This window comes from Aeromonas sp. R2-1 (genome assembly GCF_040908425.1).
Classification (GTDB): Bacteria; Pseudomonadota; Gammaproteobacteria; order Enterobacterales; family Aeromonadaceae; genus Aeromonas; species Aeromonas caviae.
Map to the genome: position 1 here is coordinate 1 of NZ_JBFODR010000017.1, position 15383 is coordinate 15383.

General features: G+C 63.0%; 10 protein-coding genes and 3 tRNA genes. 8 read left to right on the top strand and 5 right to left on the bottom strand.

From position 1 onward, the window contains the following. Positions 1 to 18: 18 nt before the first annotated feature. From AB5Y80_RS04000 to AB5Y80_RS04010, 3 genes are all read left to right on the top strand, one after another. Positions 19 to 94: transfer RNA gene (locus tag AB5Y80_RS04000), tRNA-Val, on the top strand. 21 nt (positions 95 to 115) lie between these two features. Then, positions 116 to 191: transfer RNA gene (locus AB5Y80_RS04005), tRNA-Lys, on the top strand. A gap of 19 nt (positions 192 to 210) precedes the next feature. Further along, a tRNA-Val gene (locus tag AB5Y80_RS04010) sits at positions 211 to 286 on the top strand. Between the two features lie 47 nt (positions 287 to 333). On the opposite strand, the gene AB5Y80_RS04015 is transcribed toward AB5Y80_RS04010, so the two are convergent. Next, entirely contained in the window at positions 334 to 2439 is a 2106-nt protein-coding gene (locus AB5Y80_RS04015; protein ID WP_323882889.1) for a methyl-accepting chemotaxis protein, read from the bottom strand. Positions 2440 to 2581: 142 nt separating this feature from the next. Between AB5Y80_RS04015 and nadA the strand changes: the two genes are divergently transcribed. Beyond that, the gene (nadA, locus tag AB5Y80_RS04020) at positions 2582 to 3655 is read left to right on the top strand and encodes a quinolinate synthase NadA (protein WP_368172539.1); all 1074 of its coding nucleotides are present in this window, start codon (positions 2582 to 2584) and stop codon (positions 3653 to 3655) included. A 71-nt stretch (positions 3656 to 3726) separates the two neighbouring features. Here the strand turns inward: nadA and AB5Y80_RS04025 are convergent, their stop codons facing one another. Together AB5Y80_RS04025 and gap are read right to left on the bottom strand one after the other, a co-directional pair. Then, positions 3727 to 4587, bottom strand: a complete 861-nt coding sequence (locus tag AB5Y80_RS04025) for a D-hexose-6-phosphate mutarotase (RefSeq protein ID WP_042015770.1) — start codon at positions 4585 to 4587, stop codon at positions 3727 to 3729. A 105-nt stretch (positions 4588 to 4692) separates the two neighbouring features. Beyond that, the gene (gene gap / locus AB5Y80_RS04030) at positions 4693 to 5688 is read right to left on the bottom strand and encodes a type I glyceraldehyde-3-phosphate dehydrogenase (RefSeq protein WP_010672882.1); all 996 of its coding nucleotides are present in this window, start codon (positions 5686 to 5688) and stop codon (positions 4693 to 4695) included. Between the two features lie 346 nt (positions 5689 to 6034). On the opposite strand from gap, the gene malQ reads away from it, so the two are divergent. The 4 genes from malQ to msrB all read left to right on the top strand — a co-directional run bounded on the left by malQ (position 6035) and on the right by msrB (position 13065). Then, the gene (gene malQ, locus AB5Y80_RS04035; protein WP_010672883.1) at positions 6035 to 8224 is read left to right on the top strand and encodes a 4-alpha-glucanotransferase; all 2190 of its coding nucleotides are present in this window, start codon (positions 6035 to 6037) and stop codon (positions 8222 to 8224) included. 82 nt (positions 8225 to 8306) lie between these two features. Beyond that, complete coding sequence (gene glgB / locus AB5Y80_RS04040; protein ID WP_368172540.1) at positions 8307 to 10484, top strand: 1,4-alpha-glucan branching protein GlgB; 2178 nt, start codon at positions 8307 to 8309, stop codon at positions 10482 to 10484. Further along, entirely contained in the window at positions 10484 to 12622 is a 2139-nt protein-coding gene (glgX, locus tag AB5Y80_RS04045; RefSeq protein ID WP_368172541.1) for a glycogen debranching protein GlgX, read from the top strand. The genes glgB and glgX overlap by 1 nt, the downstream gene beginning before the upstream one ends. 56 nt (positions 12623 to 12678) lie before the next feature. Then, complete coding sequence (msrB, locus tag AB5Y80_RS04050) at positions 12679 to 13065, top strand: peptide-methionine (R)-S-oxide reductase MsrB (RefSeq protein WP_010672886.1); 387 nt, start codon at positions 12679 to 12681, stop codon at positions 13063 to 13065. A gap of 75 nt (positions 13066 to 13140) precedes the next feature. Here msrB and AB5Y80_RS04055 read toward each other — a convergent pair whose 3' ends face one another. Next, positions 13141 to 14010 (bottom strand): GyrI-like domain-containing protein, encoded by an 870-nt coding sequence (locus AB5Y80_RS04055; RefSeq protein ID WP_368172542.1) that lies wholly within the window; start codon positions 14008 to 14010, stop codon positions 13141 to 13143. Positions 14011 to 14147: 137 nt separating this feature from the next. Beyond that, positions 14148 to 15290, bottom strand: coding sequence for a chromate efflux transporter (chrA, locus tag AB5Y80_RS04060; protein WP_368172543.1), 1143 nt, complete (start codon positions 15288 to 15290; stop codon positions 14148 to 14150). Positions 15291 to 15383: the final 93 nt, after the last annotated feature.

Consider the following 15383-nt stretch of genomic DNA (forward strand, 5'->3'; position numbering starts at 1 on the left):
CATTTCAGTCATATCCCAGGTCGTTTAGCTCAGCTGGGAGAGCACCTCCCTTACAAGGAGGGGGTCACTGGTTCGAGCCCAGTAACGACCACCATGCTTTAAAAATGATTTCGATGGGTCGTTAGCTCAGTCGGTAGAGCAGTTGACTTTTAATCAATTGGTCGCTGGTTCGAATCCAGCACGACCCACCATCATTTCAGTCATATCCCAGGTCGTTTAGCTCAGCTGGGAGAGCACCTCCCTTACAAGGAGGGGGTCACTGGTTCGAGCCCAGTAACGACCACCATATTGAAAAGCCCGCAGCGATGCGGGCTTTTTCGTTTCCGTCTCCCATCAGGTTCGCAGTCGATCCAGCTCGCTTGCCAGGGTGGTGGCCGCCTGTTCCAGTGCCTCGCTCAGGCGCTGGCTGGCATTGGCCTCTTGTCCCAGGGTGGTGGCGGCGTCACCGATGCGCATCAGGTTCTGGTTGATGGTGTCGCTCACGGCACTCTGCTGCTCGGCGGCGGTCGCTACCTGGCTGATGTGATCATGGATCTGCTGGATCTGGGTGACCACCTGATTGAGTGCCTCGAAGGCCTGCTCCGTGCCTTCAACCGTGCTCACCGAGCGGGCGATCCCCGTGCTCATCAACTGCTGGCTGCTGGTGACCTCGGTTTGCAGGCTGCCGATGAGCTGCCCTATCTCGTCGGTGGATGAGCGGGTCTTGTTGGCCAGCGCCCTCACCTCGTCCGCCACGACGGCAAAACCCCTGCCCATGTCGCCGGCCCGCGCCGCCTCGATGGCTGCGTTGAGGGCCAGCAGATTGGTCTGTTCGGCAATGGCCCGGATCACATCGAGAATGTGGCTGATATTGGTGCTGCGCTGGGCGACCTGGGCGACCGCCTTGTCGGCCTGATGCATGTCCTCGACCAGGGTATGGATCTCGCTGCGGGCCCTGCTCAAGGTCTGCTGGGCCGTGCTGACATGGTGGGTCGCCGCTTCCGACTCCTGCGCCGCCTGTTCCGCATAGCCCGCCACGCTGACTGCCGTGGTGCTCATCTCGTGCATGGCGCTGACCACGCTCTCCAGCTCCAGGCTCTGATCATCCAGGCTGCTGCGCATGGCATCGGCCGTCTGTTTCATGCCCCTGGCCTGCTGATGCACCTGTTGCCCTATCTGCTTGCTGCCCTGCACCATGGCCCTCAGCTTGCCGAGGAAGGCATTGAGATGCCTGCCCAGCTCGATGAGCTCCTGGTGGGTGTCGATACGCATCTGCTGGGTCAGGTCGCCTTCATTGCTGGCGAGGTGGGAGACGTGGCGGCTGATGAGGGAGAGGGGCGCCGTGATGGTCTGGATGAACCAGACAAGCAGGCCCAGGGCCACCAGGGTGATGACAACGATGGCAACCAGCTGCTGCTGCTGGGTAGCCTGCAACAGGCTGCCGAGCTGCTGGCTGATGGTGTTGGCCTGGCTGAGGGCGAGGGCCTTGGGCACCTTGATCATCAGCCACCACTGGTTGTCGGCAGCCTCGATCCGTATGGGCTGCTGCAGGATGAAATCGCTGTCGGTATCGGCGGGGCGTCCATTCGGGGCAACCAGTCCGGCCTCTGTCAGGGGGCGCCCCAGTTTGTCCGGATGGCGGTTGCTGCCGACGATGAAGCCCGCCTTGCTGACCAGGGTGACCTCGGCCTGGTTGTCATAGAGGCTCTTGCCAAGGTGCTCGGCCAGTTGCTGGAAGATGGGCAGGTTCATGTCTACCCCGGTGATCCCGGCAAACTTGCCATCCTTGAGGACGGGCACCGTCAGGCTGGTCATCAGCATCTTCTGGCCAGGGCTTATCTCGTAGAGGTAGGGTTCCATCAGGCAGGGGCGACGAGTCTCGCGACCGCAGAGATACCACTCGCTGTTGCGAATGCCGAATTCATTGCGCGAGGTGTCGAACTTGGCGTCACTGGTGGCGGCATCTATGGTCTGCTGCGCGATGTTTCCGTTCTGTTCCCGGGTGAAGTAGACCTCGAGACTGCCCTTACCGGCAACCGAATGGCTGGCGCCTGTCTGCCAGTCGGCGTCCTGTCCGTCGTAACCGTTGGGTTCGAACTGGGCGTAGATGGAGCTGATCCCGTTTGCCTGGCGCAGGCGGCTGCCAAGCAGCAGCTCTACTTGCGGGCGACTCAGCCGCTGGTCCGGCTGGGCCATGCTTCCTTCAAGCTGCGCCGCCATGCCGAGCGGTATCTGATAGGCCTGCTGCAACTGGTCTTCGATCTGCACGGCATACCGCTCTGCCTGGAATTGCAGGGAACGGGAAACCTCCTGCTCCAGGGCGCCGCGGGTCTGCGCCATGATGTCATCGCGCAGGCCGTTCAGCGAGGAGGACTGTATCCATGTCATGGCGACGCCACTGGCGAGAAAAAGTCCCAGCGTGAGCAACAACAACTTGGTCTTGAGCGAACGTTGTTTCATTCGACAACTCCTTTTGGCAAGAATGACAACGATATGGTCGGAGCGGGTCCTGACAGTTGTACTGTACTGGATTTGTTGATGGGTTTGTGCACGGCTTCTGGTTATAATTTTGGTCTTCCCGAGCGTTGATGGAACAGTCGCAATGAGCAATGCACTGAGCAGTATTCCGCCGGTAGTCGAGATGGACTACCCCTTCCCGGCCAAACCACAGCCCCAGACTCCCGAGCAGAAGGCGACCCTGATCGCCGAGATCAAGGTGCTGCTCGAGGCGCGCCAGGCCGTGCTGGTTGCCCATTACTACACGGATCCCGAGATCCAGGCCCTGGCAGAAGCCACCGGTGGCTTCGTGGGTGACTCCCTGGAGATGGCCCGCTTCGGTCGCGACCATGCGGCCCAGACCCTGATCGTGGCCGGTGTGCGCTTCATGGGAGAGACCTCCAAGATCCTGAGCCCCCACAAGCGGGTGCTGATGCCGACGCTGGAGGCCGAGTGCTCTCTTGATCTGGGTTGTCCCATCGACCAGTTCTCCGCCTTCTGCGATGCCCACCCCGATCACATCGTGGTGGTCTATGCCAATACCTCGGCAGCGGTGAAAGCACGGGCCGACTGGGTGGTCACCTCCAGCATTGCGCTGGAGATCGTCGAACATCTGGACAGTCAGGGTCACAAGATCATCTGGGGCCCGGACCGACACCTCGGCGCCTACATCGAGAAGAAGACGGGGGCCGAGATGCTGCGCTGGCAGGGTCACTGCATCGTGCACGACGAGTTCAAGGCCAAGGCGCTGCGCGAGCTCAAGGCCCAGAACCCGGATGCCGCCGTGCTGGTGCACCCGGAGTCCCCGGCCTCCGTCATCGAGCTTGCGGATGCGGTGGGGTCCACCAGCCAGCTCATCAAGGCCGCCAAAGAGCTGCCCCAGCAAAAACTGATCGTGGCGACCGATCGCGGCATCTTCTACAAGATGCAGCAGGCATGCCCGGAGAAAGAGATGGTGGAAGCGCCCACCGGCGGCGATGGTGCCACCTGCCGCAGCTGCGCCCACTGCCCCTGGATGGCGATGAACGGCCTGGTGGCCATCAAGGAAGCCCTGACCGACGGTGCCGAGCGTCACGAGATCCATGTGGATGAGGCACTGCGTCTCAAAGCGCTTGTCCCGCTCGATCGCATGCTGGATTTCGCCGCCGAGCTCAAGCTCAAGACCCAGGGCAACGCCTGATCGCCGCTGATGGCAAGATGCAAAGAGGGCTCCCGCGGGAGCCCTCTTTAATTTATCCGTCAGCCGTATCGTCAGATGATGACGGTGGAGAAGCTGTGCTCCTCGTCGGGCGCGACGGTGATCCCGTCCTCGGCGGTGATGGCTGCCTCGACACAGAGCATGGTGCGATAACCGTCGTCACTCATGTCGGCCATGGCGCTGGCCCCTTCCTGCCAGGGGGTCCAGACCACCACGCTGTCGTGGTTGCCGCTGACCACCCGGGTGGTGCGCTCACCATCCTGCACGCTGACCATGGCATCGGGCTGGCGGTAGATGCGATCCATGGCTGCGGTGACGGTCAGCGCTCCCTGTTGCAGTTCGTTGCGGCCGGTCAGCTTGTCCAGATAGGGTTCGCCGAGGCCGGTCACGGTTACCGCTTCCGGCGCACTGATCTGCAGGTAGGTGTGCAGGGCGGCATTGTAGGTGAGCGCTGACTTGCCGGTGTTGCGGGTGGTCAGCACCAGGGAAAGCTCCTTGCCGACCAGTACGTCCAGCTCCAGCTCGAAGGCATGGGGCCAGAGCGTCCTGCTGGCATCGTTGTCACGCAGGGAGAGGTGGACGAGTGTGCCATCCCCGTGATCGGAGACCCCATCCAGCGTCCACAGGCAGTTGCGTGCGAAGCCATGAGCCGGCTTGCCGCTGCCAACGCGAGCGGGGGAGGGGCCGAACCAGGGCCAGCAGAGGGGAATGCCGCCGCGAATGGGCTTGCTGCCATCCAGTATCGCCTTGTCGCTGAGCCAGAGAGAGGCCGGCTCACCATGGCGTTGGTAACGCAGCACATGGGCGCCAAACAGGCTTATCTCGGCCCTGGCGTGCTCATTGTCTATGGTCAGCAGGGGCAGGCCATCCTGGCTCAGGGTGCAGTGGGCAGTCAGCGTACGTGTCGGTGTCATAAAGGCTCCAGTGCTCGGGGACATTCAGAAAGGGTCCGTGATTCAGAATACAAAAAGGCGGCCATTGGCCGCCTTTTTTCAAGCTACGCGATTGCGCATCCCAAATTACTTGGAGATGTGAGCGATCAGGTCCAGAACCTTGCTGGAGTAGCCCATTTCGTTGTCGTACCAGGAGACGACTTTCACGAAGGTCTTGTTCAGCTGGATACCAGCCTTGGCATCGAACACGGAAGTCTGACGCTCACCCAGGAAGTCGGTGGAAACCACTTCGTCTTCGGTGTAGCCCAGCACGCCCTTCATGGCGCCTTCGGAGGCAGCCTTCATGGCCTGGCAGATTTCAGCGTAGGACGCTTCTTTCTTCAGGTTGACGGTCAGGTCAACAACGGACACGTCCGGAGTCGGAACGCGGAAGGCCATGCCGGTCAGCTTGCCGTTCAGTTCCGGGATGACCACGCCAACAGCCTTGGCAGCACCGGTAGAGGACGGGATGATGTTCTGAGCCGCACCGCGGCCACCGCGCCAGTCTTTGGCAGACGGACCATCAACGGTCTTCTGGGTAGCAGTGGTAGCGTGAACGGTGGTCATCAGGCCGGATTCGATACCGAAGGTATCGTTCAGAACCTTGGCGATGGGGGCCAGGCAGTTGGTGGTGCAGGAAGCGTTGGAAACGATGTCCTGGCCAGCGTAGGAATCCTGGTTGACGCCCATGACGAACATCGGGGTAGCGTCTTTGGACGGACCGGTCAGTACGACTTTCTTGGCACCGGCAGCGATGTGCTTGCGAGCGGTTTCGTCGGTCAGGAACAGACCGGTTGCTTCGGCAACAACGTCAACACCGATTTCGCCCCATTTCAGGTTGGCCGGGTCACGTTCAGCGGTAACACGTACGGTTTTGCCGTTGACGATCAGGTTGCCGTCTTTGACTTCAACAGTGCCCTTGAAGCGACCGTGAGTGGAGTCGTACTTCAGCATGTAAGCCATGTAGTCAACGTCGATCAGGTCGTTGATACCAACCACTTCGATGTCAGCACGCTCAGCGGCCAGACGGAAAACGAAACGACCGATACGGCCAAAACCGTTAATACCTACTTTGATAGTCATAATTGGTTACCTAACTGTTCAGTAGTCAAAGAAAATTCCGTTTGTAAATTTACTAGAACTCCCTCGCGAGTCAACCAACAATCTGCGCGAAATTGCGCTATATCATGAAAAACTGTGAAATTTATTTTCGGTTTATGTAACTGGCTACCAACTTTTGTTGAATGCATCATCAGCAAAGTCGGTGGCAGAGAACAACAATAGTGCCTGCCCGGTCACACATCCAGCCGGGGAGATATGTAAAAATGTGCGCGGTTTAGCATGGCCAAAGAGCCACTGTTCAAGTACCAACCATAAAAATTAATCACAAAATAGCGTAGACAGAATCCACAGCGGGAATTCTCAAACTATGACCACCCTGATTGAACAGCTGGCTGCCGCCAAAGGCATTGCCAGTGAGTATGTTGATGCCTGGGGCCAGCCGGCCCTGGTATCGGAAGAGAGCAAGGCCGCCATGCTGGGCGCCATGGGCTACCGCGTCGATGACGAGGCCGCCCTGTCCGAACAGCTTGAGCAGGAGCACCGCCAGCACTGGCTGCGCGCGCTGGATCCCGTGATGGTGGTACGCAGCGGCGACGCCGTTACTCTTGAGGTTCGCCTCCCCATCGAATTCGTCAACGATGCCCTCACCTGGCAGCTCCAGCAGGAGCAGGGTGCAGTGCTGTCCGGTCAACTCACCCCCATCGAGGGTGAGCTGGTCGGGGTGGCCGAGTTCGAGGAGATGGAGTGTCAGGCCTATCGCGTCACCCTGGATGTGCAGCCTGCGCTGGGTTATCACCAGCTCATCCTGCTGGAAGAGGGCAATGACGAGCCGCTGGCCACCATGCGTCTCATCGTTGCCCCCAAGTCCTGCTACAAGCAGGCGCCCATCGCCAATGGTCGCAAGGTGTGGGGCCCGAGCGTCCAGCTCTACTGCCTGCGCAGCCGCCACAACTGGGGCATCGGCGATTTCAGCGATCTCGGCCAGCTGGTTGAGAATGCCGCCGCCTGGGGAGCCCACTTCGTCGGTCTCAACCCCATTCATGCCCTCTATCCGGCGAACCCGGAGAGTGCCAGCCCCTACAGCCCTTCTTCCCGTCGCTGGCTCAACGTCGCCTATATCGACGTGGAAGCGGTGCCCGAATTCCTGGGCAACGATCGCCTGAAAGCGGAAGTGGCGAGCCCGGCCTTCCAGCAGCACCTCACCTCCCTGCGGGTCAAGGACAACGTGGATTACACCGGCGTCATCCAGACCAAGATCGGGATGCTGCGCCAGGTATTCGACCAGGCCAGCTTCAGCGCCGAGCGTCAGGCTGCGTTCGATGCCTTCGTGGCTGCCGGCGGTGACAGCCTGCAACAGCAGGCAGCGTTTGACGCCCTGCAGGCCCACTTCTATGCCAAGGGCGAGAATGCCTGGGGCTGGCCGGTCTGGCCCGAGGCGCTGCGCGATTACCACAACCCCGAAGTGGCGGCCTGGATGGCCGAGCACCAGCAGGATGTGGCCTTCTATCTCTATCTGCAGTTCCTGGCTGACGAGCAGCTGGCCCGGGCCGATGCCCGCGCCAAGGCCGCCGGCATGGTGATGGGGATCTACCGGGATCTGGCGGTCGGCGTCTCCGAAGGTTCCACCGAGATCTGGGCAAACCGGGATCTCTACTGCCCGAAAGCCTCGGTCGGTGCACCGCCCGATATTCTCGGCCCCCTCGGCCAGAACTGGGGCCTGCCCCCCATGAACCCGAACCAGCTGTTCGAGGCCGCCTACCAGCCCATGGTGGATCTGTTCCGTGCCAACATGCGCTCCTGCGGCGCCCTGCGCATCGACCACGTGATGGCCTTGCTGCGCTTGTGGTGGGTGCCGCCCGGAGAGTCCGCCGCCAAGGGGGCCTACATCTATTACCCGGTTAATGACCTGCTGGGGATCCTGGCCCTTGAGTCCCACCGCAACCAGTGTCTGCTGATCGGCGAGGATCTCGGTACCGTGCCGGAGGGGATCGACGTGACCCTGAAAGAGAACGGCGTCCACTCCTACAAGGTGTTCTTCTTCGAGCGTTCCAAGGACGATGGTGGCTTCATCTCCCCGGCGCACTACGCCGAGCAGGCGATGTCCGCCCTGACCACCCACGACATGCCGACCCTCAAAGGCTTCTGGCACTGCGACGATCTGGCGCTGGGACGCGAACTGGGCCTGTACCCGGATGAAGACGTACTCAAGACCCTGTATGCTGATCGCCACCAGGCCAAGCAGCGGATCCTTGACAGCCTGCATGCTCATGGGGTCATCTCTGGCAATATCAGTCACGACGTGAACTGGGTCGGCATGAATACCGAGCTCAACCACGGTCTGCAACTGCACATGTCCCGCGGCAGCTGTGCCCTGTTCAGCACCCAGCTCGAAGACTGGCTGGAGATGGACAAGCCGGTCAACGTGCCGGGTACCAGCTACGAGTACCCCAACTGGCGTCGCAAGCTCTCCCGGGATCTGGAGGATATCTTCGCCGACGAGGCGCTCAAGAATCTGGCGGGCAAGATGAGCCGGGCCCGTGACGAGGCCAGCCGTTGAGCCTTGAACGCCAACATGTGACTCACTTTCATCCGCTTCGGCTTCGGCCGAAGCGGATGTTCAGCCATCAAAGGAAATGTCGATGCCCGTTGAACGTTTGGTTGCCGCCCGCTGTGCCGATCCTTTCTCCCATCTAGGCCTGCTGGCCAATCCGGATGGGCCAGGCCTGAAACTCACCGCCTGGTTGCCCGATGCACTCGAGGTCCGGGTCAGGGATCTCAAGTCAGGCAAGATAGTTGCCACCCTGACCACCGCTGACGAAGCGGGCCTCTTTGAAACTGTTTTCACCCGCCGCAAGAATCCCTTCCCCTACCAGCTCATCGCGACCTACGCCGACGCCAGTGCCGACATCATCGACCCCTATCAGTTCCAGGCCGCCGCCTGGGAGGGGCTGGCGGAACTCACCTGGCAACCGGAAAACCTCTACCACACCCTCGGCGCCCAGTTGCGCACCGTGACGCACCTCGGTCAGCAGGTGGAAGGGGTACGCTTTGCCGTCTACGCGCCGAGCGCCACGGCCGTGAGCCTCATCGGCGATTTCAACTTCTGGGATGGCCGCCGTCACCCCATGCAGCGCAGCCAGTGCGGCCACTGGGTGCTGTTCGTGCCGGGGCTCAAGGCCGGGGATCGCTACAAGTTCGAACTGAAAGACCCGGCGGGCAATCGCCTGCCCCACAAGAGCGACCCGGTGGGCTTCTACTGCGAGCAGTACCCCTCGTTCGCCTCCGTGGTCTATGACCACGGCCAGTACCAGTGGCAGGACGCCGCCTGGCGCGAGAGTCAGCTCAATGACAAGCGCGAGCAGCCCCTTTCCATCTACGAGCTGCACGTGGGCTCCTGGAAGCGTCACCCCAACGGCGACAGCCTGAGCTGGCGCGAGCTGGCGGTGGAACTGGTGGATTACATCAAGGAGATGGAGTACACCCACATCGAGCTGCTGCCGGTCTCCGAGCACCCCTTCAGCGGCTCCTGGGGCTACCAGCCGGTGGGCATGTTCTCCCCCACCAGCCGCTACGGCACGGCCGACGATTTCAAATACTTCGTGGATCAGTGCCACCAGGCGGGGATCGGCGTGATTCTGGATTGGGTGCCCGCCCACTTCCCGTCCGATGCCCACGGCCTGGCCCGCTTCGACGGCACGCCGCTCTACGAGTACGAAGATCCGCGCCGTGGCTGGCACCCGGACTGGAACTCCTACATCTATGACTTCGGTCGCGACACCGTGCGCCAGTTCCTGGTGGCCAGCGCCCTGTTCTGGCTCGACAAGTTCCACATCGACGGCCTGCGGGTGGATGCGGTCGCCTCCATGCTCTATCTGGATTATTCCCGCAACGCCGGTGAGTGGGTGCCCAACGTCGATGGCGGCAACCACAACTACGAGGCGATCAGCCTCTTGAAGTGGACCAACGAGGAGGTGTACGGCAAGTACCCCCACGCCATGACCATTGCCGAGGAGTCCACCGCCTTTGCCGGGGTCTCCCGTCCCACCTTCCTTGGCGGCCTGGGGTTTGGCTTCAAGTGGAATATGGGCTGGATGCACGACACCCTCAGCTACATGCAAAAAGAGCCCATTCACCGTCGCTACCACCACAACGACATGACCTTCTCCATGGTGTACCACTATGACGAGAACTTCATTCTGTCCCTCTCCCACGACGAGGTGGTCCACGGCAAGCACTCCCTGCTCTACAAGATGCCGGGAGACGAGTGGCAGCAGGCCGCCAACCTGCGCGCCTACATGGGCTTCATGTATGCCCACCCCGGCAAGAAGCTCAACTTCATGGGCACCGAGATCGCCCAGAGCAACGAGTGGAATCACGATGCCCAGCTGCCCTGGCACCTGTTGCAGTACCCCAGGCACGGCGGCCAGCAGCGGCTGATCCGGGATCTCAACCACCTCTATCGTCATGAACCTGCCTTGTATCAGGCGGATTATGAACAGGCCGGTTTCCGCTGGCTGGATCACCAGGACGCGGACAACAGCATCTTCGCCTGGCTTCGGGCCGACAAGCTGGGGGCCCATCCGCTGGTGGTGGCCTGCAACTTCACCCCGGTGCCGCGCATCGGTTACCGTCTCGGGGTACCGGCTGCCGGTCGCTATCGGGTGGTGCTCAACACCGACAGCGAGCATTACTGGGGCAGCAACTATGATGTGGGTCTGGTCTTCGTCGCCGAGGCGACCCCCTGGCAGGGGATGGCACACAGCCTGGTGCTGGACTTGCCGCCGCTCGCGACCTTGTTCATCAAACAGGAGTCCTGATGTTTGAAATGGAAAACGGGGTAGAGCACCCGCTTGGCGCCCGTCTGGACGAGACGGGCTGCCACTTCTGTGTCTGGGCTCCCCAATCGGACAAGGTGGAGCTCTGCCTGTTCGACGACGAGGAGCAGGAGCTGGCGCGTCTCCCCTTGCCCGGTCGGCGCGGTCAGTACTGGTTCGGCCACGTGCGCGGGGTCAAGGCCGGTCAGCGCTATGGCTACCGGGTGCATGGCTCTCCCCAGGAGGGGTTGCTGTTCGACCCGGACAAGCTGCTGATAGACCCCTATGCCCGTGCGCTCAGCCGTGCCACCCACTGGGACGATGCCCTCTACGACGGGGACAGCGCGGCCATGGTGGGCAAGTCGGTGGTGGTGGACGATGCCTTCGACTGGCAGGGAGTCGGCAAGCCCGGCATCCCGCCGGAGCGGGTCGTGCTCTACGAGACCCACGTCAAGGGGTTCACCCGCCAGCACCCCGGCATCCCCAAGGCGTTGCAGGGCACCTATCTGGGCATCAGCCACCCGCTGATGATCGAGCATCTGCAGGGGCTGGGGGTGACCTCGGTCCAGCTGATGCCGGTGGCGGCCTTCATGTCCGAGCCCAGGCTCGAGCAGCTGGGGCTGACCAATTACTGGGGCTACAACCCCATCGCCTTCTTCGCGCCCGAACCGCGCTACGGGGCGAAGGATGCGGTGACCGAGTTCAAGACCATGGTGCGCGAGCTGCACCGGGCGGGGCTCGAGGTGATCCTGGACGTGGTCTACAACCACACCGCGGAGTCGGGCTTCGACGGCCCCATGCTCTCCCTCAAGGGATTTGACAACGCGGGCTACTACGCCTTCGAGTCGGGGGCCCACGGTCCGGATTACCATCGCCACGCCAACGTCACCGGCTGCGGCAACAGCGTCAATCTGGATCACCCCAATACCTTGCGACTGGTGCTCGATGCCCTGCGCTACTGGGTTACCGAGATGCAGGTGGACGGTTTTCGCTTCGATCTGGCGGTCACCCTGGCGCGGGAGGCGGGGGAGTTCGATCCCATGAGCGCCTTCTTCAAGGCCATGATGGCGGATCCCGTGCTGGCGCGGGTCAGGCTCATCGCCGAACCCTGGGACATCGGCCCCTTCGGCTATCGTCTCGGCCAGTTTCCGAGCCAATGGCTGGAGATCAACGATCGTTACCGCGACACGGTGCGCGCCTTCTGGCGCGGGGATGCGGGCAAGATGGGGGATTTTGCCACCCGTCTGGTGGGCTCGCGGGATCTCTTCCCGAAGAACTGGCGCTCCCCCCACACCAGCGTCAACTACCTCTGCTATCACGACGGCTTCACCCTCGAGGATCTGGTCTCCTACAACCAGCGCCACAACCAGGCCAACGGCGAGGACAACCGGGACGGTCACGGCAACAACCTCTCCAGCAACCACGGGGTGGAGGGGCCGACCCTGGACCCGCGCATCAACAACCTGCGCCAGCAGCAGAAGCGCAACCTGATCGCGACCCTGCTGCTGTCACAGGGAACGCCCCACTTCCTGGCCGGGGACGAGATGGGCCGCAGCCAGCTCGGCAACAACAACGCCTACTGTCAGGACAACCAGATAAGTTGGGTGAACTGGCAACTGCGCCCGGAGGACGAGCGGCTGCTTGCCTTCACCCGCCAGATGATGGCGCTGCGGGCGGAGTCCGGGGTCTTCTCCAACCTGCAACTGAGCGACGACGGCTGGAACGGCAAGGCGACCAGCTGCCACCAGGTGAACTGGTATCACCCGGACGGCCATCAGCTCACCGATCAGGACTGGCACGCCCCCATGGGGCAGGCGTTTGCCATGGACATCGGCATGATCGGCTGCACCGGGGAGCGCTGGTACGTGCTGTTCAACGCCAGCGACTATGACATCCAGTTCCGCCTGCCGCCGCCGGGGGAGGGCATGGAGTGGATCCAGACCATCGACACCGCCACCAACGACGGCCTGCCTTTCCTGCCGGACGACATCAAGCGGCAGGTGGCGGTGGGGCGTGCCCACTCCCTCAAGCTGCTGGAGCGGGTCGCCCTGCCGGCGGCGGTGCTGGCGAGTGAAGGGGTGGTGGCAGCGGATGTTGTCGCCGTGTTGCCAACGGGATCACAGTTCCCGCTGGCGGGGTAGAGCCAGGCGCCCTGACTGGGTATGCTGGGCACCGTTATCAGTGGTGAGGAGCCGGAATGAGCAGTAACAACCCTGAACAGTGGCGCGACAAGCTGAGTGCAGAGCAGTTCCACGTCTGCTGGGAGAAAGGGACCGAGCGTCCCTACAGCGGTGCCCTGCTGCACAACCGCAAGAGCGGCGATTACCACTGCGTCTGCTGCAAGCAGGTGCTGTTCCACTCAGGCGCCAAGTTCGACGCGGGCTGCGGCTGGCCCTCGTTCGACCGGGCCATCGAGGGGACGGTGACCTACACCGAGGACAACAGCCACGGCATGAAGCGGGTGGAGATCACCTGCAGCCAGTGCGGCTCCCACCTCGGCCACGTCTTCCCCGACGGGCCGACCGAGACCGGCCAGCGCTACTGCGTCAACAGCCTGAGCCTGGATTTCGAGCCCGACGCCTGATCCCCGACACGACCAGCGGCGCCTCCCTTCGGAGGCNAGGCGCCGCTTTTTTATCTCCCCCTGTCAGGTGCCGGGCTATGCCAGCGGCAGGTAGATGTCGGTGACCAGCTCATGGGTGGGCACCTCGTGTACAAAGTTGTGGTAGTGGAAGAAGAGCGGAAAATCCCGCAGCTCTTCGCCGCTGGCGGGCAGCCAGTCGCGGTAGAGCGCCCGGGCACAGTCGGCCAGGAGGTCGTGGGAGCCGTGGTGGCGCACCACGGCGCAGCGCCCGGCCGGGATGAAGGCATTCTTCACGCCCCACTCATTGTCCTCGGCGACGGGGGACTCGACGCTGCCACAGAGGGTAAAGCGAAACGCCGCACCCTCCGTCGTGGCGGGGTCGTCCGGCGCCAGACCATAGGTCCGGCTGGTGGCGACCGGGGAGCCGCCCGTGGCCTTGCGCCACTGGATGAAGCGCGCCGCGGTGTCGTTGATGCGCTCGGGCAGGCCCTGATGGGTCAGGGCGGCGACGGCGGTCTGCGGGAACTGGATGATGTCGACTCGCATGGGGTCAATCCTCTTGGTGGGGGGCCGTGGCAGGCAGCGATGCCAGCTGGCCCAGTCCGGGTGCTGCCTGAACTGGCTGGGCGTCAGGCCGAACGTCTGCTTGAAGGCGCGACTGAAAGATTCGCCATGCTGGAAGCCGGCATCGAGGGCGATATCAGTCACCTTGTCCAGAGGCGCGAATGCCAACCGGTAAGAGGCCTGCTTCAGCCGCAGCAGCTGGATGTAACGCCCCAGCGGCACGCCGCAGTAAGCGGCAAATTGCCGATGAAAGTGAAAGGGCGAAAAGTGCGCCACGGCGCTGAGCCGCTCCAGCGACAGGTCGTCGTCGAGATGGCGCTCGATGTGCTCTGTCACCGTTTGAAAGCGTCGGCGGTAGGCCTCTGTCTGGTTGTGATCCATTGTCTCTCCTCTGTGCTGCCCACTATCGGCCAACGGGTCCGCGCTGTCCTGACGGATCTTGCTCTCTTTGCCTCCCTTCGGTGAAAAGAGCCATGACCGACAGCCCGGCGGGCGCTGCCTGACTTGTCGCGGGTTCGTCAGGCCAGCAGCAGGGCTGCCCCCGTCAGCAGGGCGGCGAGGGGCAGAACGGGGAGCCGTGGCACCCGCAGCAGGTAGAAGCCGACGGCGGCCAGCGCCAGATCGGTGGGGGAGAGCACGGCGCTCTGCCACACCGGTTGATAGAGGGCCGCCAGCAGCAGCCCCACCACGGCGGCGTTGATGCCGGCCACGGCCCCCGCCAGACGGGGGCGGGCCAGCCAGTGCTGCCAGCAGGGGCCCAGCGCCCAGAGCAGCAAGAAACCCGGCAGGAAGAGCGCCAGGGTCGCCAGCAGCGCCCCGATGAGGGGAGTGGCGGGCAGCAGCACGGCGCCCAGGTAGGTGGCCAAGGTGAACATGGGGCCGGGTACCAGCTGGGCCAGGCCGTAGCCGGTCAGAAACTGCTGCTCGCTCAGGTGGTGACCCAGGCTCTCCTGCAACAGGGGCAGCACCACGTGACCACCGCCAAACACCAGGCTGCCTGCCCGGTAAAAGTCGGCCAGCAACTGGCTGACGGGGCCGCTCGCCACCAGGGGCAGGCCGACGAACAGCAGGGCGAACAGCAGCAGGGTCGGCCAGTGAGGCTGGCGAGCCGGAGTGGACGCGAGGCCCTGACTCCCCGGGCGGGGCTCGCGCAGGGCACAGAGCAGGGCCGCGCCGAGCAGCATGGCGACCTGGGTCAGAAGCCCGGGGGCGCACCAGAGGGCGGCGGCGGTGGCCACCATGACCCCCTGTTGCAGCGCGGTCTTGCAGAACTGGCGGCTCATGGTGAGCACGGCATCCGCCACCACGACGAGCGCCAGCAGCTTGAGGCCGTGCAGGGCGGCGTCCAGCCAGAAGTTGCCCGCAAGCTGACCTAGACCGACGGCGGCCGCCAGCAACAGCAGGAAGGAGGGGAGGGTAAAGCCGACGAAGGCGGCCAGGGCGCCGCCGATGCCGGCACGGTGGCGGCCGATGGCAAAGCCGAGCTGGCTGGAGGCCGGACCCGGCAGCAGTTGGCACAGGGCCAGCAACTGGGTGAACTCCCCCTGGTTCAGCCAGCCCAGCCGCTGGACAAAGGTGCGCTGAAAATAGCCGATATGGGCGGCCGGCCCGCCAAAACTGATGCACCCCAGCCACAAGAACTGCATGAACACCTGTCCCATCTTCCCCTCCTCGTCATCATCCTGGCCCGGATAATATGACAAAAAAGTGACGGTTTGGTGACGGTACGCCCTCCCGCGCTGCCTGCCATCAAC

Bases quoted from the DNA above. Each gene is read 5' to 3' on its own strand.
- chrA (WP_368172543.1), bottom strand. From the start codon at position 15,290: ATGGGACAGGTGTTCATGCAGTTCTTGTGGCTGGGGTGCATCAGTTTT.
- gap (WP_010672882.1), bottom strand. From the start codon at position 5,688: ATGACTATCAAAGTAGGTATTAACGGTTTTGGCCGTATCGGTCGTTTC.
- nadA (WP_368172539.1), top strand. From the start codon at position 2,582: ATGAGCAATGCACTGAGCAGTATTCCGCCGGTAGTCGAGATGGACTAC.
- AB5Y80_RS04025 (WP_042015770.1), bottom strand. From the start codon at position 4,587: ATGACACCGACACGTACGCTGACTGCCCACTGCACCCTGAGCCAGGAT.
- AB5Y80_RS04015 (WP_323882889.1), bottom strand. From the start codon at position 2,439: ATGAAACAACGTTCGCTCAAGACCAAGTTGTTGTTGCTCACGCTGGGA.
- AB5Y80_RS04055 (WP_368172542.1), bottom strand. From the start codon at position 14,010: ATGGATCACAACCAGACAGAGGCCTACCGCCGACGCTTTCAAACGGTG.
- glgB (WP_368172540.1), top strand. From the start codon at position 8,307: ATGCCCGTTGAACGTTTGGTTGCCGCCCGCTGTGCCGATCCTTTCTCC.
- glgX (WP_368172541.1), top strand. From the start codon at position 10,484: ATGTTTGAAATGGAAAACGGGGTAGAGCACCCGCTTGGCGCCCGTCTG.
- msrB (WP_010672886.1), top strand. From the start codon at position 12,679: ATGAGCAGTAACAACCCTGAACAGTGGCGCGACAAGCTGAGTGCAGAG.
- malQ (WP_010672883.1), top strand. From the start codon at position 6,035: ATGACCACCCTGATTGAACAGCTGGCTGCCGCCAAAGGCATTGCCAGT.